Annotated in this window: 12 protein-coding genes and 4 pseudogenes; 4 read left to right on the top strand and 12 right to left on the bottom strand. The window is 57.1% G+C overall.

Translation table 11 applies throughout. The features are described 5' to 3' along the window. Positions 1–147: 147 nt before the first annotated feature. The 8 genes and pseudogenes from BLW70_RS07460 to putP form a co-directional block, all read right to left on the bottom strand. Positions 148–567: a hypothetical protein gene (locus tag BLW70_RS07460; RefSeq protein WP_083383347.1), complete on the bottom strand. Its 420-nt coding sequence runs from the start codon at positions 565–567 to the stop codon at positions 148–150. Further along, complete coding sequence (locus BLW70_RS07455) at positions 564–5,369, bottom strand: RHS repeat-associated core domain-containing protein (RefSeq protein ID WP_074873034.1); 4,806 nt, start codon at positions 5,367–5,369, stop codon at positions 564–566. Before BLW70_RS07455 ends, BLW70_RS07460 begins: the two co-directional genes overlap by 4 nt. 313 nt (positions 5,370–5,682) lie before the next feature. Further along, a complete protein-coding gene (locus BLW70_RS07450) occupies positions 5,683–6,006 on the bottom strand; it encodes a hypothetical protein (RefSeq protein ID WP_074873031.1) in 324 nt (107 codons plus the stop codon). Positions 6,007–6,343: 337 nt separating this feature from the next. Next, entirely contained in the window at positions 6,344–7,072 is a 729-nt protein-coding gene (locus BLW70_RS07445) for a DUF4123 domain-containing protein (RefSeq protein WP_074873027.1), read from the bottom strand. A gap of 87 nt (positions 7,073–7,159) precedes the next feature. Next, positions 7,160–7,549, bottom strand: a complete 390-nt coding sequence (locus BLW70_RS07440; protein ID WP_074873024.1) for a hypothetical protein — start codon at positions 7,547–7,549, stop codon at positions 7,160–7,162. A gap of 62 nt (positions 7,550–7,611) precedes the next feature. Beyond that, positions 7,612–8,004, bottom strand: coding sequence for a hypothetical protein (locus BLW70_RS07435; RefSeq protein ID WP_074873021.1), 393 nt, complete (start codon positions 8,002–8,004; stop codon positions 7,612–7,614). Between the two features lie 2,064 nt (positions 8,005–10,068). Beyond that, positions 10,069–12,078, bottom strand: a pseudogene (locus BLW70_RS07420) (type VI secretion system Vgr family protein); the annotation flags it as partial. A 365-nt stretch (positions 12,079–12,443) separates the two neighbouring features. Then, positions 12,444–13,928 carry a sodium/proline symporter PutP gene (gene putP, locus BLW70_RS07415; protein ID WP_074873014.1) on the bottom strand — a complete coding sequence of 495 codons (1,485 nt, stop codon included), beginning with the start codon at positions 13,926–13,928 and terminating at the stop codon, positions 12,444–12,446. Positions 13,929–14,394: 466 nt separating this feature from the next. Here putP and putA point away from each other — a divergent pair, with 466 nt between their 5' ends. Beyond that, positions 14,395–18,348, top strand: a complete 3,954-nt coding sequence (putA, locus tag BLW70_RS07410) for a trifunctional transcriptional regulator/proline dehydrogenase/L-glutamate gamma-semialdehyde dehydrogenase (protein WP_074873011.1) — start codon at positions 14,395–14,397, stop codon at positions 18,346–18,348. A 258-nt stretch (positions 18,349–18,606) separates the two neighbouring features. Further along, the gene (locus BLW70_RS07405) at positions 18,607–20,409 is read left to right on the top strand and encodes an acyl-CoA dehydrogenase (RefSeq protein WP_074873007.1); all 1,803 of its coding nucleotides are present in this window, start codon (positions 18,607–18,609) and stop codon (positions 20,407–20,409) included. Between the two features lie 45 nt (positions 20,410–20,454). Here the strand turns inward: BLW70_RS07405 and BLW70_RS31430 are convergent, their stop codons facing one another. From BLW70_RS31430 to BLW70_RS07390, 4 genes and pseudogenes are all read right to left on the bottom strand, one after another. Continuing rightward, positions 20,455–21,186: a methyl-accepting chemotaxis protein gene (locus tag BLW70_RS31430; RefSeq protein WP_404942673.1), complete on the bottom strand. Its 732-nt coding sequence runs from the start codon at positions 21,184–21,186 to the stop codon at positions 20,455–20,457. Positions 21,187–21,321: 135 nt separating this feature from the next. Next, positions 21,322–22,347: pseudogene (locus BLW70_RS31425) on the bottom strand (HAMP domain-containing protein); the annotation flags it as partial. A gap of 145 nt (positions 22,348–22,492) precedes the next feature. Further along, complete coding sequence (locus BLW70_RS07395) at positions 22,493–22,795, bottom strand: cell division protein ZapA (protein WP_074873001.1); 303 nt, start codon at positions 22,793–22,795, stop codon at positions 22,493–22,495. Then, entirely contained in the window at positions 22,792–23,022 is a 231-nt protein-coding gene (locus BLW70_RS07390; protein WP_074872998.1) for a hypothetical protein, read from the bottom strand. The genes BLW70_RS07395 and BLW70_RS07390 overlap by 4 nt, the downstream gene beginning before the upstream one ends. A gap of 209 nt (positions 23,023–23,231) precedes the next feature. Here BLW70_RS07390 and BLW70_RS31660 point away from each other — a divergent pair. After that, a pseudogene (locus BLW70_RS31660) lies at positions 23,232–23,756 on the top strand (MCP four helix bundle domain-containing protein); the annotation flags it as partial. 114 nt (positions 23,757–23,870) lie between these two features. Then, positions 23,871–24,788, top strand: a pseudogene (locus tag BLW70_RS31655) (methyl-accepting chemotaxis protein); the annotation flags it as partial. Positions 24,789–24,807 lie beyond the last annotated feature (19 nt).

Here is a 24,807-nt window from a genome sequence, read left to right as displayed (position 1 = left end):
AGTCCGCCTTCGCGGGCAAGCCTTGCTCCTACAGGATCGAGCCAAACCACCCAAAATGGGAACGCTCTCAATCCTGTAGGAGCAAGGCTTGCCCGCGATTGAGCGCGAAGCGGTCATAAAATCTATCTGTCACAGAAATAGCGAGCCTTACCAGGTTGATTGATCTTCAAGGCTGGCCTTATGAAGGTCGTCTTTCCACTCTTCACTTGCCAACCTAAATACATCCTCAAAAAAACCACGGGGGTCTTTCAACGAGTACCACTCAGCTCGAGGCCAACTTGAGTCATATACATCGTCTATATTGAACAAAATTTGAAAATCGCAACTGCGATCTCGTAACTTTTCGCTCAAGAACTCAAATAACAAAAACTTGTGCCTATAAGACAAACACTCCAGTTTCAAACTATATCTAACGATAAGTATCTCTCTATCGAACTGGTTATCAGGATCAAAAACCTCCAGTTCTTCACCACGAGTTTCCTCACGATCATAGACATTGAACACCCCAATAAACCACATCAGGTTCGGTTCAAAATCTTTATCAACAAACGGATTTCGCAACATCATTTTCTCTCCGTAGGAAAACCCGTATAAGGCCAATCCACCTTATTCTGGTCAAACTTAACTTCAAACCAATCCAAATTTTCATTCAACATAGGGTTTTGTTTGTCTTTTTTGTTCGGTCGATAACCGCGACCTGCGCCTGGCAATTCCATCCTCACAATTGGGTCATTGTTGTGGTCCCAACCTGTATATGGATCCAGTCCTAGCCTTTCCCTTGTCATAGCTTTGTTCAACGCATTTAAATGAACTCTCCAGTTTGTGAACTGGGAGCTCAAACTCCCTCTAGGTGGTACTGGTACTCTCCCCGTCTTAGGATTTGCTCCATTTATAGCCCTCTGTTTGAGTGCCACATCAGGTATTTCTGAACTGTGCTTTTGCACAGTGTGCATTTTATATTTTTTCTCCAACCTAATTACCCGCTCTTTGGCACTAGCTTCAGCCAACTCATCAATCCGTGCCCTCCGCTGCTCAGCCGTCATCTTCGGTAGCGGCGGCTCACCCTCTTCAACCTTAGCGCCAGTCGTATCATTCGGCGCCCCACACCCTGGCTTATTCGGCGACGGACAACTCCCGCTCAACCCCAACGGATCAACCCACCCCGTCGGATTCGGCGTGTACTGGTACTGGTTCAGCCCGCCCGCCAACTTGATCGGATCGGGCGTCAGGTACCGGCCCACCTCCGGATCATAGTACCGATGCCGGTTGTAATGCAGGCCGCTCTCGGCGTCGAAGTACTGCCCTTGAAACCGCAACGGCTGCTCAAGTTGCTCGCCACCACCGAACGCCAGGCGCGTGACTTGGCCGTAGGCGTTGTACGTCGCCGACCAGACGATGTCGCCGCTGTAATCGGTGAGTTCTTGCGGGGTGCCGAGGTGGTCGAGTTGGTAGTAGAACGGGCAAGCCTGGTCCGGGCCTTTGCCGTCGAGCATGGCCAGTGGGCGGAAGCTGCCGGGTTCGTAGACGTAGCTGCGGTAGTGCTCGCGGCTGCTTTCGGCGATGAGGTGGTCGCCTTGCCAGAAGAATTCGGTGGTCTTGCCGTCGACGGTTTTGCTGATGCGGCGGCCGAAGGCGTCGTAGCGGTAGCTGGCGCAGCGGCCGTCCGGGGTGGTGACGCCGACCAAGCGGTGCTGGCCGTCGTAGCGGTATTCGGTGACGCGTGTTTGCCCGGTGCCGCGGCGTTCGCGGATCAGGTTGCCGAAGGCGTCGTAGTCGTAGTGGCGGTCGCCTTGCCTCAGCAGGCGGTTGCCTTTGACGGTGGACGGGCCGGGACGATCGTGCATCAGCAGGTTGCCGGCCGGGTCGTGGGCGAAGCTTTCCGGGGGTTGATCGCGGGTGTGGCGGACGCGGATCAGGCGGTTGAGCGGGTCGTAGTGGTAACTGCGTTGGCCGTGGCGGGTGTCGGTGAGGCGGTCGAGATTGCCGTTGGTGCTGTAGGCATAGTCGCGGCGATACAGCGCTTGGTGCTGTTGGCTGACCGCGTGGGCCTTCAAGCGGCCCTGATCGTCGTAGGCATATTCGCTGAGCAACTGCCCCTGCTGGCGTTGCTGTTCGCGGCCGAAGGCGAATTGGTGCTCGCTGAGCCGCGCGCCGTTGAGGTCGATCGCGGTCAGCGCGCCGCCCCGGGCGTGGTGGTAATCGAGTTTGCTGCCGTCCGGCAGGCGCAGGCGATTCAGTTGGCCGCAAGCGTCGTAGCCATAACGCAATGTGCCCCAGCCCTGATGCTCGGTGATCAGCCGGTCCTGCGGGTCGTATTCGAATTCCAGCGGATGGTCGTGGCCGTCGTCGACGCTGACCAACCGGCCGAGGCGGTCGTAGCGGTATTCAACCTGGCTGCCGTCGGGCAGGGTTTTGACCTGCAGGCGTCCGGCCAAATCTCGCTGGTAAGCGGTCACCCGTTGCGAGCCGTCGTCGCCGAACTCGGTTTTCTCCAGCAGCTGGCCATTGAGGTCGTAGGCGTACGCCGTGCGTTGGCCGTCGAAGCCGGTTTCCTGTCGGATCAAGCCGTTGGGCGTGTAGTCCAGGCGATAGGTTTCGCCGGATTCGTTTTCGATTGCCGTGAGCAACAGCTGGGCGTTGTCGTAGCGGTAGCGCAGCTGGGTGCCGTCGGGATTGAGGCGGCGGCTGACCAGGTGCAGGTCGTCGAGGTATTCGTAGCGGGTGACGCGGCCCAGTTCATCGCGTTCGGCGGTGATCTTGCCATAGGCGTTGTAGCTGAACGCGCGGCTGGCGCCGCTAGGCAGTGTGGTCTGGAGCAGTCGGCCCACGGCATCCCACTGGTAGCGGGTGACGGCGCCATGTTCGTCCTGACGGGTAAGCTGCCGCCCCAGCGCGTCGTAGGAAAAGCGCCGCCGACCGCCGTCCGGCAAGGTCTCTTCGAGCAGTTGGCCCAGGGCGTTCCAGACGAACACGTGCCGGCTGGTGTCCGGGTAGCGGATCGACAGCAGTTGCCCTTTGTCGTCGTAGTAATAGTGGCTGACCTGGCCGTCGGGGTCGCTCGCTTCGGTGATGTCGCCCTGGGCGTTGCGCTGGTATGTCCACACCGCTTGACCGCGGTACCGCGCCTGCAGGAAACCGTTGCGGTATTCGTAGGCCGTCGGCTCGTCTTCCGGCGGAATCAGCGCGATCAGCCGTCCGACTTCGTCGTAACGGTATTCGGTGACGGCGCCGAGCGGGTCCTGCTCGGCCAGCAGCCGACCGTGGTCGTCGTAGGCCTTGAGGTGTTCGCCGCCGTCCAGCCCGACCTTGCGCACCAGCCGCGCCCGGTCGTCGTGTTCGTAAACCTCTTCGCTGCCGTCGGCGTTTTTAACCCGCACACGGCCGTGGTCGTCCCAGACGTAACGCGCGTCCATTTGCGCAAACGACGCCCAATGCCGGACACATCGGGCCGCCTTACCGGACCTTTCCCACTCCCAGAAGAAACTCGCCCCACCGGCCAACTGCCGCTGCAGGATGACGTGCTGATCGTCGTAGTCGTAGCGCTCGCTTTCGCCAGCGGCATTGGTGGCTTCGATCAAGCGATGGCGAGCGTCGTAGCGGTAGGCAACCAGTGTTTGTTCGGTACGCCAGGCGTCTTCCAGGGTGTCGGCCGGCTGAAAACGCTGATAGTCGATGGCGAGCAAATGGCTGCGGTCATAGCGCAATCGCAAGGCACGGCCAGCGCCGTTGTCGAGATGCTTGATGCGGTCTTGCCGGTCGCGGGTGATGCGCAGGCGGTTGTCGTAGACGTCGCTGATCGCCGTCAACCGACCGTTATGAAAGTGATAGAACCGTGCGTCGTCACCGGCCTGGGCGAGGATCAGTTCTTCCGGCTCGTCACCCAGATAAATCGCCGCCCGCGACAGGCTGTTGTGAATCGCCGGGCGCTCGATATTCGGTAACGGAAAGGTGGTACGGCGGTTTTCGTGGTCGATCCAGATAACGCTGTCGCCCTCGATTTCCAGTCGATGCGACAGCGAATGACTCCAGCCAAACCCGAGCCCGCAATCGATCTCCACCGCACTGGTGCGATAGAGGCGGGTGAACTCGAACGGCAAAATCCCGTCCAGCGTACCGTCGTTGAGGGTCAGCAGTTCTTCGCCGGTGACCATCGACACCGGGCATTTGTTGGTGGCGGTTTTATCGACGGTGTCGGCGCTGTCACCGTTGGGGTTTTTCGCCTGATCCGGGGCGTCGTCGTGGTGTTCGTCTTTTTTCAGCGTGGTGTTCTTGCGGCCATTCCAGCGCAGTTGCATTCGACCTTGTTTGAGCCCCGCCGCCACACCCCGTGCGGCAACTGTTTTATAGCGATCAACGTAAGCCATGAAGTTGCTGATGATCGTGACCATCGACTTCACGAAGCCCATCGCGGCCTCATAAATCTGCGCGCTGTACTTCTTTAATCGCATCGCGAGCCAGGCAACACCCACCCCGACCACGCTCAGCACCAGGCCAATCAACAAATCGATGACCAAGCCAACCACGACCTTGGAAATGGCTTCCGCCGAGGACCCGGCAAGTTGCGAAGGTGGCAATGCTTCAAGCCATAGCACTGCGGTACGCATCAACAAACACAGCGCCGCCTCGTCGCTGGCCAGCAACATGGCTTTTTCCATCAGGTCGGGGGCGGTTACGGCCAGACCGGCAAGTTGCCCAGCACTTTCGCCAAGCTTCTCGGCAAAAGCGTTGGGGTCTTTCAGGATGTCGGTAAGTTCACCGATGCCATCCCAAACAGCCTGAATGGCTGCCCAACTACCTGCGAGCATGCCATTGCCCACCGCCGCCAACGAAGCTGATGCCGATTGCTGCGACCATTGCGGCTTAAACCCTTCCCACTCTCTGCGCAGCCAGACTTCCAGCTCTTGGGTCAGGCCGTCGTAAGAGGAGAAAAGCTCATCGACTTGTTGCGGGGTGACTTCACTCTGGACATGAACGCGATAAAACTTCCCGGGAGTGCCGGTGAATTGCCCCTTACCGTATTGATCAAGCGTGATCGGCTTAGTCTCGCCGTCCTCTACGGCAATCACATCAATCTGGATATTCCCTAACGGAATGTCATAAACCGACTCGAACTTGCTCTCGATCTCCAGAATCCCGCTCTTTGGGCACTGCGCAAGACTGGAGAAAAAATCGTCATCACGACTGCTCACCGCGGTGGTGGTATTACCCAGTTTTATGAGCCGCTCCATGTCCATCAGCGAGGGCATGTCCGTAGCTCGGCTGACCTTGTCCGCATTCCTGCTTAAGAAGCCACCAAGTTGTTGGCGATACAGACTCAAGGTGTCCTTGAAACAGTCGAGTTCCTGTTCGATGCGGGCGATGTGCGCCATCAAGACACCAATCGGCGTGAAATAGAGTGAAAAATCGGGGCAAACATGAGCAATCCCTCGCGCAGAAAATGGGCGCGCGAGACTGTGCAGGGGATCGATCAAGAAAGAAGTCAGGGAAGTTGGATGTGAATGTAGGACTAATCCCTAATTAACGATCACTGAATGACAAGCAAATAAAACGCAAACGTGGCGGGAGGTTTTCCTCACGCCACGTTTGTTTATCGAACAATCTTTGGATTTTTGCTTGGAGCCGCGAGACTGATTTTGGCGACTTCCCGCTAGGTTGAGGGGGAAAGGACCTCAAGCCTTACACCTACTCTGAAGACCGCGCCCGCAAACGCCGGCCAAGCACATCCAGCACATCACACCCATCCCGCAACGGAATGGCACAGAGCAAAGCAAAATCACTGAGAAGGAAGGACTGACACTCGATCGAACCGCGCATGGACAGGTTCTCCATCACCTGGGTGACGGCGCGAATTCGGAAGTTGGCGGCGTCATACAAAACATCCAGGGGCGCCTGGGTGTCGACGAACAGGGTTGGCATGTCGTCGCAATTGCTGGTGAGTGCCATGAAACGGCTTTTGGGGTGGGGGGTTGGTTTTTCGTAGGGGGGATCGGGGTGAAATGTTTTCATCGGTTTTAGTCCTAACGTATGAATTGGCGCCGCCACAAATCGCTTCCACGCAATGGGTGGCGGCTGTACGCAGGTGTGGAAGACCGGGACGTTAGGCACCCGGCGCACTCGAAAGCGCCCCGCGCACAGCCACCATAAAACACAGACGATAAAACACGCCGAACTGGTGGCGCTTGATGCGCCTAACGATAGAAGGGCTTCCACGCCCTGTCACTGAATTTGCAGTGACAGCTAAGAGACTATCGATGAGGCGCGTTGAGCACCAGTTCATGCAAACCGCTACATCTTGAAGGAAACCTCCGACGACCTTGCCCAGAAATTTCGCAGCTACATCAGATCAGCTCAGCTCTTCCATCAAGTACGCCAACAACTCTGCTTTCAGCCCGGAAGGCAGGTCAGGCCTGGCAAGAAACGTCTCGACCTTCCTTCGCAACACGTTCTCAGAAAACGCCTCGAACAGGTTCTGATGCTCTTCATTCAACCACTGCAACAGATTGTTGGTATGGGTTGAAGCATCTACAGCGCCGAGGTGTTGCAGCAGGGAATCAGAAACCTCCCACCATGGAAAAACCCTCGAGGTTTTCAGTGCACTACCACCGATATCGACCGACTGCCGGTTAATAAGGCACCTCCCTATCACCGGTAATAGCTCAGCGGCTTTCACGTCAGCGGACTGCAAAATCGGCAACAAATAACGCCCATCCCAAAAGCGGAAAAACACAGCTTTGCCGTTCGGTAGCGTCACTTGAGTGAGACTGCGCAGATGCTCAACCAGCACCTCAAGGCTTGCCGAAGACACCGCTAACCAGCCCCAATCTTGGGACTCGGTTGTGGCAACCCAATCGAGAAACTCACTGTCGGCAGCGACGATTCCTACATAGGGCATCACTGCTTCCCACCCGGAGTAAATCGTATCTGCCCAAATCGGGCTCGGCGCGTGGACGCTCAATGAGCGCCGCCAAACCTTGAACGGCTCCGCAGCGCTGGCGTTACTAAAGATTGCGAAGAGTTTTTCAGTGCCGTTAAGGGGATGACCTTGTAGCCAGGTATTAGGGTTATTAACCATGAAATGTGTCCATCAATTGCTTTAACAAACGAAAACTGCTCAACCCGCCAAACTAATAAACTCTCGAAAAAATCGACTACATCGCACTCACTTCAACCACCCGATATATCGACCTACCAATACAAACCCTAGAGCAACAAGCGTAAGAGCCACCATTGACCCAAAGGATATTTTTATAAACCGCTTTAACCCGACAGGCAAACTTTCGTAATCTTCTAAGCTGAGTTTTCCTTTTTTCAATGATTGCCGAGAACAAAGCATCAACGCCCCCACGCAAGCAATCATAAAATAACGACTCACGGGATCCCTCCCTAATGTCTTTTGTTTGGCAAGCACTGCAGGAGAGTTACTCAGATGCCTGAGTATCTCAGCCATACGAAAATAGGAGACATACAACAAGGCGAGCAAAGCCAACAACATAAGGAACATCAAAATCAAGCCACCAAATGCAAATATTGCCTCAGATGCTGATCTCATCTTGTCGCCTCAAATATAACCTCCACCCCCAAAAAAAGTCCGCCGTATTTTTTATACACTTTCTACTTGAGCCAGCCCATATATTCCCCTCCAAAAAAAAGCACAAACATCGCTATACCGCCGCCAAGAGCAGATATATAAAAAAATCGAATCAGCCTCAACAATCCACGGGGGAAATTAATATAATCACTTTCATCCAAGGCACCGCTCCTAATCGATCTCGACGGTAACAGCAAGTAAGAACCTATACAGACCAACATAAAATGGTCACCAAACACTCCGCCGCTCCTAAAAGATTTACGCATCGAAACTCCATGAGAGTTACTGAGCAAACTGAGAATCTTTTCCACTCTAAAAAAAGCAAGATACACTTGACCAACAATAAATATAAAACCAAGCCCAAAAAACAATCCACCAAAAATCAGGACAAACCAAACTTCATCATTGTCTGTCATCCATAAATTCCCCTATAAATAATTTCACCTATTTTTCTCCTCCAGCCTCTCCAGCGAAAAAGGTTGCCCTATTTTTTTTTACACTCTCTACTTTAGCCACCCCATGTATTTTCCCACCGCAAAAAGTACAAGCATCATCACGCCGAGAAATAGCGATAAGAAATGCATCGTTCGCAACTGGAATTTTATTTTTGACGGAAAATTGCCGTAGTCGTACTGACTCAAATCCCCCCTCTTTATCGACCTCTTATGAAAACAAAGCATCATAGCTATATTCCCAATTACCAATATCTTGCTAAATATCCCTCCAGTTAAAAAAGGTTTGCGCAGATCAGCGCCATACGAATTCGGTAACGCGGAAAAAATATTCTCAAGTTCAAAAAACACAAAATATAACTGAACAAAAAACACACCGATTCCCGATGCAATGTTAAATATCGCGAACATGAAATAAACATCTTCTGCATCCAATATTAACCACCCCATCCCTAAATCTTTTCACCCGCTCCTTCACCAGTTTTTCGTCTATAAGAACCTTCAGACTGAGTTCCCACCTAACCCCCAATGTCTTCATCGCAATCACGCCGAGAACCAAGACCAACATGATACAAACGCATTTGAGAACACAAAAAACATATCACTTCAACCAGCTCATATACCTCCCTATAATTACAACCACCAAAGAAACCAATGCCAGCGATAGCATCAAGTAACCACACATTTTAATCATGCTCTTTAGCCTGACTGGAAAGCGCTCATAGTCTTGCAAATCAAGATCTCCGCTTTTCAACGACTGACGCGGAAAAATCAGAATTGCGCTAACACAATATATTAAAAGCAAACGACTCACTGGATCCCAACCCAGGGACGTTTTTCTATACATGACAGCCGGAGACTTACTCAAATTCGCCACTATTTCATCCATACGAAAGTAAGCAATATACAAAAAAACAACCAACACAATCAAAATCATAAAAATTAGAACTAACCCACCCAATAAAAATACCGTTTCAGACTGAGTTCTCACCTACTTACCTCATATATAACCTCGGCACCTAACTCACCAAAGCTCCCTAGTCCATCGCCAACGACAGCAGCACCTAATCCAGTTAAAACGACTCCGCAGATAATCCCTCCGACAACTACAGCACCAGCACCGATAGCAATACATATTGTTCCTCCCATGTATGCACCAGCAGCTCCTCCTGCGACGATCCCACCGAACTTCCCCGCCTCAGTAAACTTTACTTTGCTGCATGCCTCTTCCGTCCCGCTCCGACAGGTTTCCTTTACCTTGAGTCCCGATGCAGTTGCTTGCAGCCCAACCCCAACCCAGCCCCCCATCTTGATCAACTTACTGGCCTTACTCACCCCATCAATATGCGTCGCATATCCCGGAATACCTCCCGCAGAGCCGGCCTTGCTCCAATGATGCACAAGGCTTCGACTGGATATACCAAGTGCATTTTTAAGTTTCGGATGATCGGGAATCCCTACTCCTTTGCGCACCAATGGCCCAAGACTATTATCGAGCTGCATCATTAGGCGTTTGCGCTCGGCAAAGAAGTCGGCACCCTGAAGTTTTCCATGCCTATCAAAAGTTCTCTGGTGCAATTTTTCTAGATCCAGAAGGGTGCTCTTCAAGTTACCAATGTGCTTATCGAACATGGCAGCACCAATACCGACACTGCTAGAACCCTGCGAAAGAAAAGATTCAATTTCACCATGGTGACGCGTCATGAACTCGGCTTCGGTATCGCTCAACGGCTCAAGAGCCGCATCGACTTTTTGCGCAGCTTCCATCAACAAAGCTTCTTCACGAGTGCATTGCGTATTGCGTGGATCGCTCAGAACGATCAATTGACCAGGTTTGGCGTATTGGGTGAGTTGTGGATTCAGGCTTCGGAATTTCTCCAGTACTGCCGGATCCGGTTGCGGGAACAGTATTGATTCAAGCGCAGACCGAGACATCCCCTGTTCGACAATGTGAAAACCCGGCTCAACAGTTGAAGCAGTTTTAGCGGATGAAGCCTTTGGCGCACCGGTCAATGAATTGGGCGTAGGACATATCCCGTCCTTACAACGCTCACATTCCTCACAAAACGGTGCATCACTTTTCAGGCTCATGACCTGTGCCGCACTCAGCACCGCTGCCGGGGCAGCGGCGAGTTTCAACGGCGTATCCGGCAAGGCAGGCGCAGCCGCCATGGCCGGCATCAGTGCACCACCCACCTGAATCGGCACGCTGCTGAAGATCCCGCCGGGACCGATGTTGATCCACTGCCCGCCCGCCTGAATCGTCGCGCTGGCGCCGCCGTCGATCACCACTTGCTGACCAGCGCTGACATGGAATTGCTGGCTGGCACTCAACGCCTGGCTGGTCACCCGAATGTGTCGGTCACCGACCACCACCAAGTGATCGTCCAGCTTCACTTCGGTCTGGCGCTGGCCATGGGTGATGCGTTGCTCGTCGGCCTTCAGCTCATGGCGAGCGGTGCCGGTGACGACGATGCTGCGGGCGTTATCGACCTGCACCTGTTGATCATTGAGTACGTGCTGAGTCCAGTTTCGCTGGGCGCGCAGGTAGATTTCCTCGGCGCCTTTGCGATCTTCGATGCGCAATTCGTTGTAACCGCCACCACCGGGACTGCTCTGGCTGCGGAAAATGCTGCGGGTTTTGTCGGCGGGCAGATCAAGCGGCACCGGGGTTGCGGCGTTGGGCAGGCAACCCATCACCAGCGGTTTGTCGGCATCGGCGTCGACGAACCCCACCAGCACTTCCATGCCGACTCGCGGGATCATCACGCTGCCATAACGGTCGTGCGCCCAGCCGGTGGCGACGCGCAGCCAGCAACTGGAGTGTTCATCGAGCTGACCGTCGCGGTCCCAGGCGAGCTGAACCTTGACCCGACCGAACTCGTCGCAATGGATTTCACTGTCGGTCGGGCCGGTGACCACGGCAGATTGATAGCCGAGCATGCGCGGCTTTTCCGGCCCGAGTGGAGGGCGAAACCAAACGTCCCACGGTGTGGCCAGGAAGGTATTGCGATAGCCCTGGAAATCATCCGGGCCGTCACTGGTAACCGACTCTTCCAGCACTTGTGGTTGACGGCCATGGTGTTCAATTTCAGTGATCAACCACAGGTCATTCCACGCCTGATGCGGGTGTTCGGCCAGGTGTAGGAAATGCCCGCTGACCAAAGCCGATTCGTCGCCACGACCTTCGGCCTGACGGAAGTCGGCGTTGTGCCGTTCGAGTGCTCGTTGGGCCAGATGCTTGCCGTGTTCGCGGTCGGTGAATTGGCCAGGAAAGTGGTAATCCTCGAGCACCGGTCGCAGCTCACTGTCGAGGCGGCTTTCAAGTTGCAGGCGAGGTTTTTTGAAGTCGTAGTCGCGACGGGTGACGGCTGTCGTCCGGGTTTCCAGTCGCACGTTGAAACGTTTGATGGCCGGCGCATCCGCCGCCATGCCGCTGCCCGGCAGGTAGAGCGTCGGCTCGGGCAGCCGAGGGAAAACCGTCTGGTCATCGCCAAACACCAGCAGGTGCCCGTCGAGACTGTGCTGAAAGTGGTAATGAATGCCGATCTCGGCACACAGCCGCTGGATGAAAGCCAGATCGCTTTCCGCGTATTGCACGCAGTACTCACGCTCGGGGTAATCGCTGCCGAGTCGAAACTCGAAAGCATCGCGCTGGATGCCGTGGTCCTTGAAGATTTGCGCGATGATCGTCGGCACGCTTTTGTGCTGGAAAATCCGCTGATTGATGCGCTGGCCGAGGTAGGCCAGGCGCGGCACGAGGCTGATTTGGTAGCCCGTGAGGCGTTGGCCGGAATCGCTTTGGCCAACGCGAAAAATCTGACCATGAATGCCGGAACCCTGAGCATCAAAACTCAGGAATGCCTGACGATGCAGGAGGCTTTCGAGTTCGATGTCGGGCCGTTCGCTGACCAGTTCCAGATCAAAACGGTAGGGCTGACTGATGGCTTCCGTGCCCGTGAACTCAAGGACCTTGAGCTCAGTCTGGACGCCGTCGATCGTCAACGTGAAACGCGGTTGATTGGCAGGAGCGAACATCCGATGTGTCTCTGCAGAATGAAGGCGGGCGATTCTGCATGAGCGACAAGGGGTATTGATGGAGGGGCGGGAAAATCAGATTTGCCCTACTAGTTCTGAAGACGTCCCCTTCAGAAAACAGTTGTTTTGGCTACAGACATTCCCTTCAAGACCACCACCCTCCCCTGTAGGAGTGAGCCTGCTCGCGATAGCGGTTAATCATTCAACATTGATATCGGCTTACCCGGCGCTATCGCGAGCAGGCTCACTCCCACAGGGGTATGCGCAAGGATTCGAGATTTGCGTAGGCAAAAAAAGGCCCGCATCCATAAGGAAACGGGCCGTTTTCATGTTCGGCGAAAGGTCAGAGCATCAGCTCATCCCCATCATTTGTTCAGGCGGAAATCTGCCTCGGCAGCGGCGAAGCGCTGAAGCATGCCTTTGGTAGGCTCGCCCAGTTTGCTGACGATGTAGATCGCCAGGCTGGCGAAGATGAAACCAGGGATGATTTCGTACAGGCCCAGCAGTTCGAAGTGTTTCCACACGATCACGGTGATCGCGCCGACCAGGATGCCGGCCAGTGCGCCGTTGCGGGTCATGTCTTTCCAGATCACGGAGATCAGGACAACCGGACCGAACGCAGCACCGAAACCAGCCCAGGCGTAGCTGACCAGACCCAGCACACGGTTTTCCGGGTTAGCGGCCAATGCGATAGCGATCAAGGCAACCAGCAACACCATGGCACGACCAACCCAGACCAACTCGACCTGGGAAGCGGTTTTACGCAGGAAGGTTTTGTAGAAGTCTTCGGTCAGGGCGCTCGAGCACACCAGCAATTGGCAGCTCAGGGTGCTCATCACAGCAGCCAGAATGGCCGACAGCAGTACACCGGCAACCCATGGGTTGAACAGGATCTTGGCCAGTTCGATGAACACACGTTCGTGGTTTTCGCTCACTGGCATGGCCACGGCAGGGTTTGCCGAGAAGTAGGCAATACCGAAAAAGCCTACAGCCACGGTGCCGCCCAGGCACAGGATCATCCAGGTCATGGAGATGCGGCGAGCGTTAGCGATCGATTTGACCGAATCCGCCGCCATGAATCGCGCCAGGATGTGCGGCTGACCGAAGTAGCCCAGGCCCCAGCCCATCAACGAGATGATGCCGATGAAGGTGGTGTTTTTCAGCATGTCGAAGTTGCTTGGATCTTGCGCTTCGATGGCCAGGAACGTGGTGTCGATGCCGCCAGTGGCCAGCAGCACGATGATCGGCGTCAGCAACAGGGCGAAGATCATCAGGGTGGCTTGTACGGTGTCAGTCCAGCTCACTGCCAGGAAACCGCCAACGAAGGTGTAGGCAATAGTCGCCGCAGCACCGGCCCACAGCGCAGTCTCGTAGGACATGCCGAAGGTGCTTTCGAACAGACGGGCACCGGCCACGATGCCGGACGCGCAGTAGATGGTGAAGAACACCAGGATCACGACCGCAGAGATGATCCGCAGCAGGCCGCTTTTGTCTTCGAAACGGCTGGAGAAGTAATCCGGCAGGGTCAGCGCATCGCCGTTGTGCTCGGTCTGCACGCGCAGGCGGCCGGCGACGAACAGCCAGTTCAGGTAAGCACCGATGATCAGACCGATGGCGATCCAGCTTTCGGAGAGACCGGACATGTAGATAGCGCCCGGCAGGCCCATCAACAACCAGCCGCTCATGTCGGAGGCGCCGGCGGACAATGCAGTCACGACGCTGCCCAGGCTGCGACCGCCCAGAATGTAGTCAGAAAGGTTGTTGGTGGAGCGATAGGCCATGAAGCCGATCAGCACCATTGCTGCGATGTAGATCACGAACGTGATCAGTGTTGGATTGCTTACGCTCATTTGAGTGATGCCCTGGCTTTGTTTTTATGTAGCGGCAGAGTGTGAAAGCGCCGACAAACGACAATGTTCGTTCAGACGATTTCCGGGCCCGCGCATTTAATGACTGATGTTTCCCCAGGAAAGCCATCAGCCGGTACACCTGTCTTTTTTGACCGGTTGCACCTTGGGCGCGAATGCTATTCAACAAAGTAAATAAGGTGCAACCAGTTTCGAGCGAATAAGTTGCACCTAGTCGGATTTACTTGAAAAAAGCCTGTTTTTGCTCCCTTTTAGCGCAGTCCTGGCGGTTTACTAGAAGCAAAAGCACCAAGCAGGAGCAGTACGTTCGTACCGGAATTTATTTCCTGACGAGCTGCGTATTATTCCGACAAAAAAAGGGTTGCACCCGGTTGCACCTCGACGGTTGCGCGGCTAATCTTGCCGCCAGCTGATGCCACGCGGTCGTGGCAAACATGAGGATAAAAATATGGCTACCACCACCCTTGGGGTCAAACTTGACGACCCGACCCGCGAGCGCCTCAAGGCCGCCGCGACCTCGATTGATCGCACGCCACACTGGCTGATCAAGCAGGCAATTTTCAATTACCTGGAAAAACTCGAGGGTGGTGCAACCCTGTCCGAGCTGAACGGTTTGAATGGCAAGGAAGTTGACGATGCGGGCGAGATCCACGTCGATCACGCGCATCAGTGCTTCCTGGAGTTCGCCGAAAGCATCTTGCCGCAATCGGTGCTGCGCGCTTCGATCACCGCCGCTTACCGTCGCCCTGAGCCGGAAGTGGTGCCGATGCTGATCGAGCAGGCTCGCCTGCCAGCCTCGATGGCCGAAGCCACCAACAAGCTCGCCGCCTCGATTGCCGAAAAACTGCGCAATCAGAAAAGCGCCGGCGGCCGTGCCGGAATTGTTCAGGGCCTGTTGCAGGAATTTTCCCTGTCGTCCCAGGAAGGCGTGGCGCTGATGTGCCTGGCCGAAGCGCTGCTGCGTATCCCGGACAAAGGCACCCGTGACGCACTGATTCGCGACAAAATCAGCACCGGCAACTGGCACCCGCACTTGGGCAACAGCCCGTCGCTGTTCGTCAACGCCGCCACCTGGGGCTTGCTGCTGACCGGCAAACTGGTCGCCACCCACAACGAAGCCGGCCTGACATCGTCCTTGAGCCGCATCATCGGCAAGAGCGGCGAGCCGATGATTCGCAAGGGCGTCGACATGGCCATGCGCCTGATGGGCGAGCAGTTCGTCACTGGCGAAACCATCGCCGAAGCCCTGGCCAACGCCAGCAAGTTCGAAGCCAAAGGCTTCCGCTACTCCTACGACATGCTGGGTGAAGCCGCACTCACCGAGCACGACGCCCAGAAGTACCTGGCCTCGTACGAACAAGCCATCCACTCGATCGGCAAAGCGTCCCACGGTCGTGGGATTTATGAAGGTCCTGGCATTTCCATCAAGCTGTCGGCACTGCACCCGCGTTACAGCCGTGCGCAGTACGAGCGCGTGATGGACGAGTTGTACCCGCGCCTGCTGTCGCTGACCCTGCTGGCCAAGCAATACGACATCGGCCTGAACATCGACGCCGAAGAAGCCGACCGCCTCGAGTTGTCGCTGGATCTGCTGGAGCGCCTGTGCTTCGAGCCGCAACTGACCGGCTGGAACGGCATCGGTTTCGTGATCCAGGCTTATCAAAAGCGTTGCCCGTACGTGATCGATTACGTGATCGACCTGGCTCGTCGCAGCCGTCATCGCCTGATGATCCGCCTGGTAAAAGGCGCGTACTGGGACAGCGAAATCAAGCGCGCCCAGGTCGAAGGCCTGGAAGGCTATCCGGTCTACACCCGCAAGGTGTACACCGACGTTTCCTACATCGCCTGCGCTCGCAAATTGCTGTCGGTGCCGGAAGTCATCTACCCGCAATTCGCCACGCACAACGCCCATACCCTGTCGGCCATTTACCACATCGCCGGTCAGAACTATTACCCCGGCCAGTACGAGTTCCAGTGCCTGCACGGCATGGGTGAACCGCTGTACGAACAGGTTGTAGGCAAAGTTTCCGAAGGCAAGCTGAACCGTCCGTGCCGCGTGTACGCTCCGGTTGGCACGCACGAAACACTGTTGGCGTACCTGGTACGTCGTCTGCTGGAAAACGGTGCGAACACCTCGTTCGTCAACCGCATTGCCGACCAATCCATTTCGATTCAGGAGCTGGTGGCCGATCCAGTGGCCAGCATCGAGCAGATGGCTACGCTGGAAGGCGGCTTCGGCCTGCCGCACCCGCGTATCCCGCTGCCGCGTGATCTTTATGGTGCCGAGCGCGCCAACTCCAGCGGCATTGACATGGCCAACGAACATCGTTTGGCTTCGCTGTCCTGCGCCCTGCTGGCAACCGCTCATAACCACTGGAAAGCCGCGCCGATGCTCGGTTGCGCGTCCAGCAGCGAAACCCCTGCGCCAGTGCTGAACCCGTCGGATCTGCGTGACGTGGTTGGCCACGTACAGGAAGCGACCGTCGAAGACGTCGATAACGCGATCCAGTGCGCCCTGAACGCTGCACCGATCTGGCAGGCCACTCCGCCCGCCGAGCGCGCCGCGATTCTGGAACGTGCCGCTGATTTGATGGAAGGCGAAATCCAGCCACTGATGGGCCTGCTGGCTCGCGAAGCGGGCAAGACCTTCGCCAACGCCATCGCCGAAGTGCGTGAAGCCGTGGACTTCCTGCGTTACTACGCGGTGCAGGCGCGCAACGATTTCACCAACGACGCCCACCGTCCATTGGGTCCGGTGGTGTGCATCAGCCCGTGGAACTTCCCGCTGGCGATCTTCAGCGGCCAAGTCGCTGCGGCACTGGCTGCCGGTAACCCGGTTTTGGCCAAACCTGCGGAACAAACCCCGCTGGTAGCCGCTCAAGCCGTGCGCTTGCTGCTCGAAGCCGGGATTCCGGAAGGCGTGCTGCAACTGCTGCCGGGCCGTGGCGAAACCGTTGGTGCGCGTCTGGTCGGTGACGATCGGGTTAAAGGCGTGATGTTCACCGGTTCCACCGAAGTCGCTCGTTTGCTGCAACGCAATGTCGCTGGTCGCCTGGATGCTCAAGGTCGCCCGATTCCGTTGATCGCCGAAACCGGTGGCCAGAACGCAATGATCGTCGACTCCTCGGCACTGACCGAACAAGTCGTGATCGACGTAGTGTCGTCGGCCTTCGACAGCGCCGGACAACGTTGCTCGGCGCTGCGTGTGCTGTGCTTGCAGGAAGATTCCGCTGACCGTGTCATCGAAATGCTTAAAGGTGCCATGGCTGAATGCCGTCTCGGTAACCCGGAACGCCTGTCGGTGGACATCGGCCCGGTGATCGACGCCGAAGCCAAGGCCGGTATCGAGAAGCACATCCAGGGCATGCGCGATAAAGGTCGCAGCGTTTACCAGGTGGCAATCGCCAACACCGAAGAAGTCAAACGCGGCACCTTTGTGATGCCGACGTTGATCGAACTGGAAAGCTTCGACGAACTGCAACGGGAGATCTTCGGCCCGGTGCTGCACGTGGTTCGCTACAAGCGCAAAGACATCGATCAGCTGATCGGTCAGATCAACGCCTCCGGTTACGGCCTGACGCTGGGCGTACACACGCGCATCGACGAGACCATCGCCAAGGTGATCGACAACGTCAACGCCGGCAACGTCTACGTCAACCGCAACATCGTAGGTGCTGTGGTCGGCGTGCAACCGTTCGGTGGCGAAGGCCTGTCGGGTACAGGTCCGAAAGCCGGTGGTCCGTTGTACCTGTACCGTCTGTTGTCGACACGTCCTACCGATGCAATCGAACAATCCTTCGCTCGCGGTGATGCCATCGCGGCGCCGGACGTTCGTCTGCGTGATGCCATGAGCAAGCCGCTGACAGCCCTGAAAGCCTGGGCCGACAGCAACAAGTTCACCGACCTGAGCACCCTTTGCGTGCAGTTCGCGGCGCAATCGCAAAGCGGGATCACTCGTCTTCTGGCGGGCCCGACCGGCGAGCGCAACAGCTACGCCATTCTGCCGCGCGAACACGTGCTGTGCCTGGCGGAAGTCGAAGGCGATCTGCTCACGCAACTGGCGGCGGTATTGGCCGTCGGCGGTTCGGCGGTATGGCCGGAAGCTGAATTGACCAAGGCGCTGTTCGCACGTCTGCCGAAGGACATTCAGGCGAAGATCAAGCTGGTTTCCGACTGGAGCAAGGACGAAGTGGTCTTTGATGCGGTTCTGCATCACGGCCATTCCGATCAGCTGCGCGCGGTCTGCCAGCAAGTGGCCAAGCGTGCCGGCGCGATTGTCGGGGTTCATGGTTTGTCGCAGGGCGAAACCAATATTGCGCTGGAGCGTCTGGTGATCGAGCGGGCGTTGAGCGTTAACACTGCTGCGGCGGGTGGTAATGCCAGCTTGATGACTATCGGTTAAACCGCAATAAGACCGGGCATCCGCAATGGGTGCCTGGTTTGCAAAACCCCTGTGGGAGCGGGCTTGCCCGCGATAGCGATGTATCAGTCACTGATGATGTTGGCTGGTCTGGCGCTATCGCGGGCAAGCCCGCTCCCACAGTTGCTTGTGTCGCCCGCTAAGTCGCTGCGCTGCTCCACCATCACCCATATCAATCATCCTGTTCAGCCTCTATTCCCACGCCTAGACTCGGTCCATTCCAAAAAAAGGTAGGCCGCCATGTCCGAGACGTTGCTCAGTTCCCGCAATCTGGCTTTCGAGCTGTATGAAGTCCTTGATGCCGAGGGCCTGACCCAGCGTGAGCGTTTCGCCGAGCACAACCGCGAGACCTTCGACGCCGCCATCGGCACCGCCCGCACCATCGCCGAGAAGTTCTTCGCCCCGCACAACCGCAAGGGTGACGAGAACGAACCGCGCTACGAGGATGGTCAGGCGATTCTGATTCCGGAAGTGAAACCGGCGGTGGACGCCTTCCTTGAAGCCGGTTTCCTCAACGCTGCGCGCAGTTTCGATGCCGGCGGCATGCAACTTCCTACGCTGCTGTCCCAAGCGTGCTTTGCGCACTTTCAGTCAGCCAACGCGGCGTCGACTTCTTATCCGTTCCTGACCATGGGCGCGGCGAACCTGATCGAAAGTTTCGGCACCGAGGAGCAGAAACAGCGCTTCCTGCAACCGATGATCGACGGTCGTTTCTTCGGCACCATGGCGCTGACCGAGCCGCATGCTGGCTCGTCGCTGTCGGATATTCGTACCCGCGCAGAGCCTGCGTCTGACGGCACCTATCGCCTCAAGGGCAACAAGATTTTCATCTCCGGCGGTGATCACCCGCTGTCGGAAAACATCGTGCACATGGTGCTGGCCAAGTTGCCGGACGCACCGGCCGGGGTGAAGGGCATTTCGCTGTTCATCGTGCCCAAGTTTCTGGTCAACGATGACGGCAGCCTGGGCAAACGCAACGATGTGTTGCTGGCCGGGTTGTTCCACAAGATGGGCTGGCGCGGCACCACCTCCACCGCGCTGAACTTCGGCGATAACGGCGAGTGTGTCGGCTACCTGGTGGGCAAGCCACATCACGGTTTGAGCTACATGTTCCAGATGATGAACGAGGCGCGGATCGGCGTCGGCATGGGCGCGGTGATGCTCGGTTACGCCGGGTATTTGTATTCCCTGGAATACGCCCGCGAACGTCCGCAAGGTCGCGTGCCGGATAGCAAGGACCCGAACACCGCACCGGTGGCGATCATTCAACACGCCGACGTCAAACGCATGTTGCTGACCCAGAAAGCCTACGTCGAAGGTTCGTTCGACCTGGGGTTGTACGCGGCGCGGCTGTTTGACGACACCACGACCCTTGAGACGGAAGCCGAGCGCAAACAGGCCCATGAACTGCTGGATTTGCTCACGCCGATCGTCAAATCCTGGCCGTCGGAGTTTTGCCTCAAGGCCAACGAACTGGCGATCCAGATACTCGGCGGCCATGGCTACACCCGCGAATACCCGGTGGAGCAGTATTACCGCGATAACCGCCTGAACCCGATCCACGAAGGGACCCACGGCATTCAATCGCTGGACCTGCTGGGCCGCAAACTGGCGCAGAACGGTGGTGCGGGGCTCAAGCAATTGATCCGCCTGATTGCCGACACCGCCGAACGCGCTCAAGCGCATGAATCGTTAACCGCGCTGCGTGAGCCGCTGGAGAAACTGGTGGCGCGCCTGCAAACGGTGACCATTGGCCTGCTGACGGATTTGGGGCAAGGCAAGGTTAATAGCAGCCTGGCGAACTCGGCGCTGTACCTGAAAGTGTTCGGGCACACGGTGATTGGCTGGCGCTGGCTGGAGCAGGCGATTCGCGCTGAGGAAGGGTTGGCCAAAGGGAATGCGGCGGATGTGAGCTTCTATAAAGGCAAGCTACAGGCGGCGCGGTATTTTCTGACGTGGGAAGTGCCGGGTTGTCACCATGAACTGGCGATTCTTGAGGCGCGGGATGATGTGTGCCTGACGATGCAGGATGAATGGTTCTGACACCCTCTCACTGATCGTTCCCACGCGGAGCGTGGGAACGATCGGTCAGCTGAGTTTGAAGCTACCCATCTGCCGCGCCAGATCATCGGCCAAGCGCTGCAATGTCTGACAGTCCTCACGGCAAGCCCTGACCTCCCCGGCGGTGGCACGGGCCAGATCTGAAATCCCCTGCACGTTCCGGTTGATCTCTTCCGTTACCGCCGACTGCTCTTCCGTTGCCGCCGCCACTTGATGGTTCATGTCGCTGATGCGCTCCACCTGGCCGGTAATCGCCGTCAACGACACCCCGGTGCGCTGGCTCGACTCGACGCCCGTGCCGGTCGCCGCTTGCCCGGAATGCATCGACGACACCGCGTTCTCCGCGCCTTGCTTGAGGCTGCCAATCATCTGCTGAATCTCATCGGTCGACGACTGCGTACGCCGCGCCAACGTGCGCACTTCATCCGCGACCACCGCAAACCCGCGCCCCATGTCCCCGGCCCGCGCCGCTTCGATGGCCGCGTTGAGCGCGAGCAAATTGGTTTGCTCGGAAATCCCGCGAATCACTGCCAGCACCTGATCGATGGATGCCACCTGATTGGCCAACTCGCCCACCGCGCTGGCAGCGAGGCCGATTTCATCGGACATGCTTTCAATATGCCGGATCGACCCGCCCACCACTTCCCGCGCCTGCATCGCCTCATCCCGGGCAGTTTGTGAAGCCACCGCGGCGTTGCCGGCGTTCTGGGCGATTTCCTGCACGGTCAGGCCCATTTCGTGGACGGCGGTGGCGACCATGTCGGTCATTTCCTGTTGGCGGCCAGAGCGTTCGGCGGTGTTGTCCACCACCCGCGCCACTTGGCCGACGGCCGTGCGTAAACGCTCGCTGGTGGTCAGCACTTCGCCGATCATGTCGCGCTGGCTTTCCAGGAATCGATTGAAGCCGCGAGCCAGGTCACCCAGTTCATCGGCGCGGCTGGAATCTAACCGGTGGGTCAAATCTCCACCACCGCTACCAATGGCTACCAGCGCCGCTGTTACCTGACGAATCGGCCGCACCAAGCCACGGGCCAACAACACCACCAGCATCAGGCACACCAGCGCCACCGCCAGGCCGATGCCGCTGCTCATCCACATCGCGCGGCGGGCTTCAGCGTAGATCTGCGACTGCGGCACTTCGGCCACCAGGGTCCAGCCCAGGTCCCGCAACGGCAGGCTCAATGCCAGAAAATCTTCGCCCTCGCGTATAAAACTGCTACTGCTGGCGGCTTTTTGAGCCATGACCGCTTGCGCTGCCGGGGCGCCAATCTGTTCGGCCAACGTGCGTTTGCCGCTGAACTGAGCCTCGGGGTGAACCTGGATCAAACCGTCGGAACGTACGAGATAGACCTTGCCGCGCTCACCGAAGTTGAAGTTGTGGATCAGCTCCGACAGCTCTTTCATGCTCAGGCCAAGCCCGGCAACGCCCACGACTTTGCCGGCCTGCTCGACCTTGAGGTCGATGAACAGCGCCAACTCTCCGGTCGCGGTGTCATTGTCGATATTGAGGGTGCGCGGCTGGTTGCTGTCGAGAAACGAATAGAACCAGGCGTCTTTGGGGTTGGAACGGCTGAGGGTCCGGTCCAGGCCTTTTTCATTGAAGTAGTGGTTTGAAGCCGTGCCGACGATCAGCGCGGTAAAGGCTTTGTGCTCGGCGCGGATGCCTTCCAGATACTCCACGAAGGTATCGGTCTGGGCGCTGTTTTCGCCCCCGGCCAGCCAGTCGCGCACCATGCTGTTACTGGCGATGTCCTTGGCGGCGGTGAGGGGTTGAACGAGGATTCGCTCGATGTCGTTGCGCATCGCTTCGATGCTCGACGGCAGCGCTTGTTCGACCAGATAGCGCTCGGCGAGACGGTTGACCACGAGGGTATAAATGCCAACCACGATCAGGATACTGACCAGCAGGGCGGTGCCCATGCTTAGGATCAACTGCCATTGAATACTGCGTCGCCAGAACTGCATGGAGCACCCCCAAAGAATAAGAGGCTGAAACACTGCAACAGCCGTGCCGATTGTATACAACGCAAGCGACAATTTATTCTTTGGTTGTGCGCAAAGCCGATCAGGCCTGATTGATCGTCTTGGAAATCACTTCAACCGTGGCGCTGACTTGCTCTTGGTAACGGTCGAGTTCCTGCTTGTGCTGTTTCTGCATTTCGATCTGCTGGGAGCACAGATTCATCGCGGCCAATACCAGCAAGCGGTCACCGATCAGCGTCGGGTACTTCCTTTTGGTGTCAGCCAGGGCAGCCTTCAGCATTAACGCGGCGTCCAGCAGGGTTTGCTCTTCCCCGGCCGGCGCCTTGATCGAATAGTCCTCCCCCAGGATCGAGACGACTTTTACCCCTGCGGAGCCGTGATTCATGCGCTGACCGGGCCGGCGCTGACGCGCTCAACCAGGGCCTGGATGCGTGCAGCGGTGGCACCTTGTTTCTCTTCCTGTTCCATCAGGCTCAGTTGCAGGCTTTCGTTTTCATCCTTGGCCTGGGCCAATTCTGCGCTCAGGGTCTGGTTGCTGCCGAGCAGGGTCTGGTTCTGTTGCACCAGGTCGCTGACCAGCTGTTCTAATTGGCTTAGGGATGCTTCCAACATTTTGATTTTCCGAGCATTTTCAAAGGGCGCGTACGATAAAGAAAAGTCACCACGGATGCCAGGGGTATTGGGGCGCAAAGCCTTGATTTTCCTGGCGGGCGACCGTCCTCGCGAACTTTAAAGACTGTGATTGGCGGATCTGGTTCCTGCACTTCGTCGCCGAAGCGTTTGTGCGACAAAAACGCGCAGGGCCTCAAGACTTTAGTCGTATGACCGATAAGTCATCCATACGTCAGTCTCAGCGCCGCACGAATGCGCTCTTTTCGGTAAACACCATGTCCCTTCGTAATATGAATATCGCGCCACGGGCGTTCCTCGGTTTTGCCCTGATTGGCGGCCTGATGCTGATTCTGGGTGTGTTTGCCTTGAACCAGATGAGCAAGATTCGCGGTGCGGGTGAAGACATCGCCTCCATGAGCGTGCCGAGCATCAAGAGCCTCGACGAGTTCACTCAGTTGACCCTGCGCCTGCGAGTGCTGTCCTATCGTTTGCTGGTTAACCGCGAACCTGATGTGCAGCAGAAAACTTTCGAGCTGTTTGAACTGCGTAATCAGCAGATCCGCGACGCTCAACGAGTCTACGAACCGCTGATCGACGGCCCGCAGGAACGCGCTGCTTACGATCAATACGTGCAGTTGCTGGCGCAGTATCGCCAACTCGAAGACCGGATGAAGACGCTCTCGCGCAACAACCAGGTCGACGAACTGCGCGCCATGCTCAACAGCGAATTACTCTCCAACTCCGAAGCAGTCAACTCAGCCCTCGCGAAGTTGCTTGAGATCAACACCCAACAGATAGAAGTAACCGACACGCGTGCCGGTGAGCAGTATTCGACGTCCCTCAATCTGGTGATTACGTTGCTGGTCATCGCCAGTGGCCTGACCCTTCTTTTCGCCTGGTTGCTGACCAACAGCATCACCAAGCCGATCGCCAACGCCCTGAGCGCTGCCGAAGAAATTGCCGAGGGCAACCTGACCCGCCCGATCACCGTCGATGGTGAGGACGAAGCCGGCCGCTTGCTGCTGGCCATGTCGAAGATGCAGGACAAGCTGCGCGACACCCTGCAACGGATTTCCGGTTCCGCCACGCAACTGGCGTCCGCCGCTGAAGAGCTCAACAGCGTCACCGACGAAAGCGCTCGTGGCCTGACCCAGCAGAACAACGAAATCGAACAGGCTGCCACCGCGGTCAACGAAATGACCAGCGCCGTGGAAGAAGTCGCGCGCAATGCCGTCAGCACGTCCGAAGCCTCGAAAAATGCCACCACCTCTGCCGGTGATGGCCGTGACCTGGTGCAGGAAACCGTCAGCGCCATCGAACGCATGAGCGCCGACGTGCAGAGCACCGCCACCCTGATTGGCGAACTGGCCAACGAGTCCCGTGACATCGGTAAAGTGCTGGACGTGATTCGCGGCCTGGCTGATCAGACCAACCTGCTGGCATTGAACGCAGCCATCGAAGCGGCCCGCGCCGGTGAGGCCGGTCGTGGATTTGCCGTGGTCGCGGACGAGGTTCGTGCCTTGGCGCATCGCACCCAACAGTCGACCAGCGAAATCGAACGCATGATCGGCAGCATCCAGAGCGGTACCGAGCACGCGGTGGATTCGATGCGCAACAGCACCGAGCGCGCCGAGTCGACGTTGAACATCGCTCGTGGGGCTGGCATGTCGCTGGACACTATTAATAGTGCAATCGTCGAAATCAACGAACGCAACCTGGTGATCGCCAGCGCGGCCGAAGAGCAGGCGCAAGTGGCCCGTGAAGTGGACCGCAATCTGGTGAACA

This window comes from Pseudomonas frederiksbergensis (assembly GCF_900105495.1).
Lineage (GTDB): Bacteria > Pseudomonadota > Gammaproteobacteria > Pseudomonadales > Pseudomonadaceae > Aquipseudomonas > Aquipseudomonas frederiksbergensis.
This window is presented reverse-complemented; position numbering and strand designations above follow the sequence as displayed.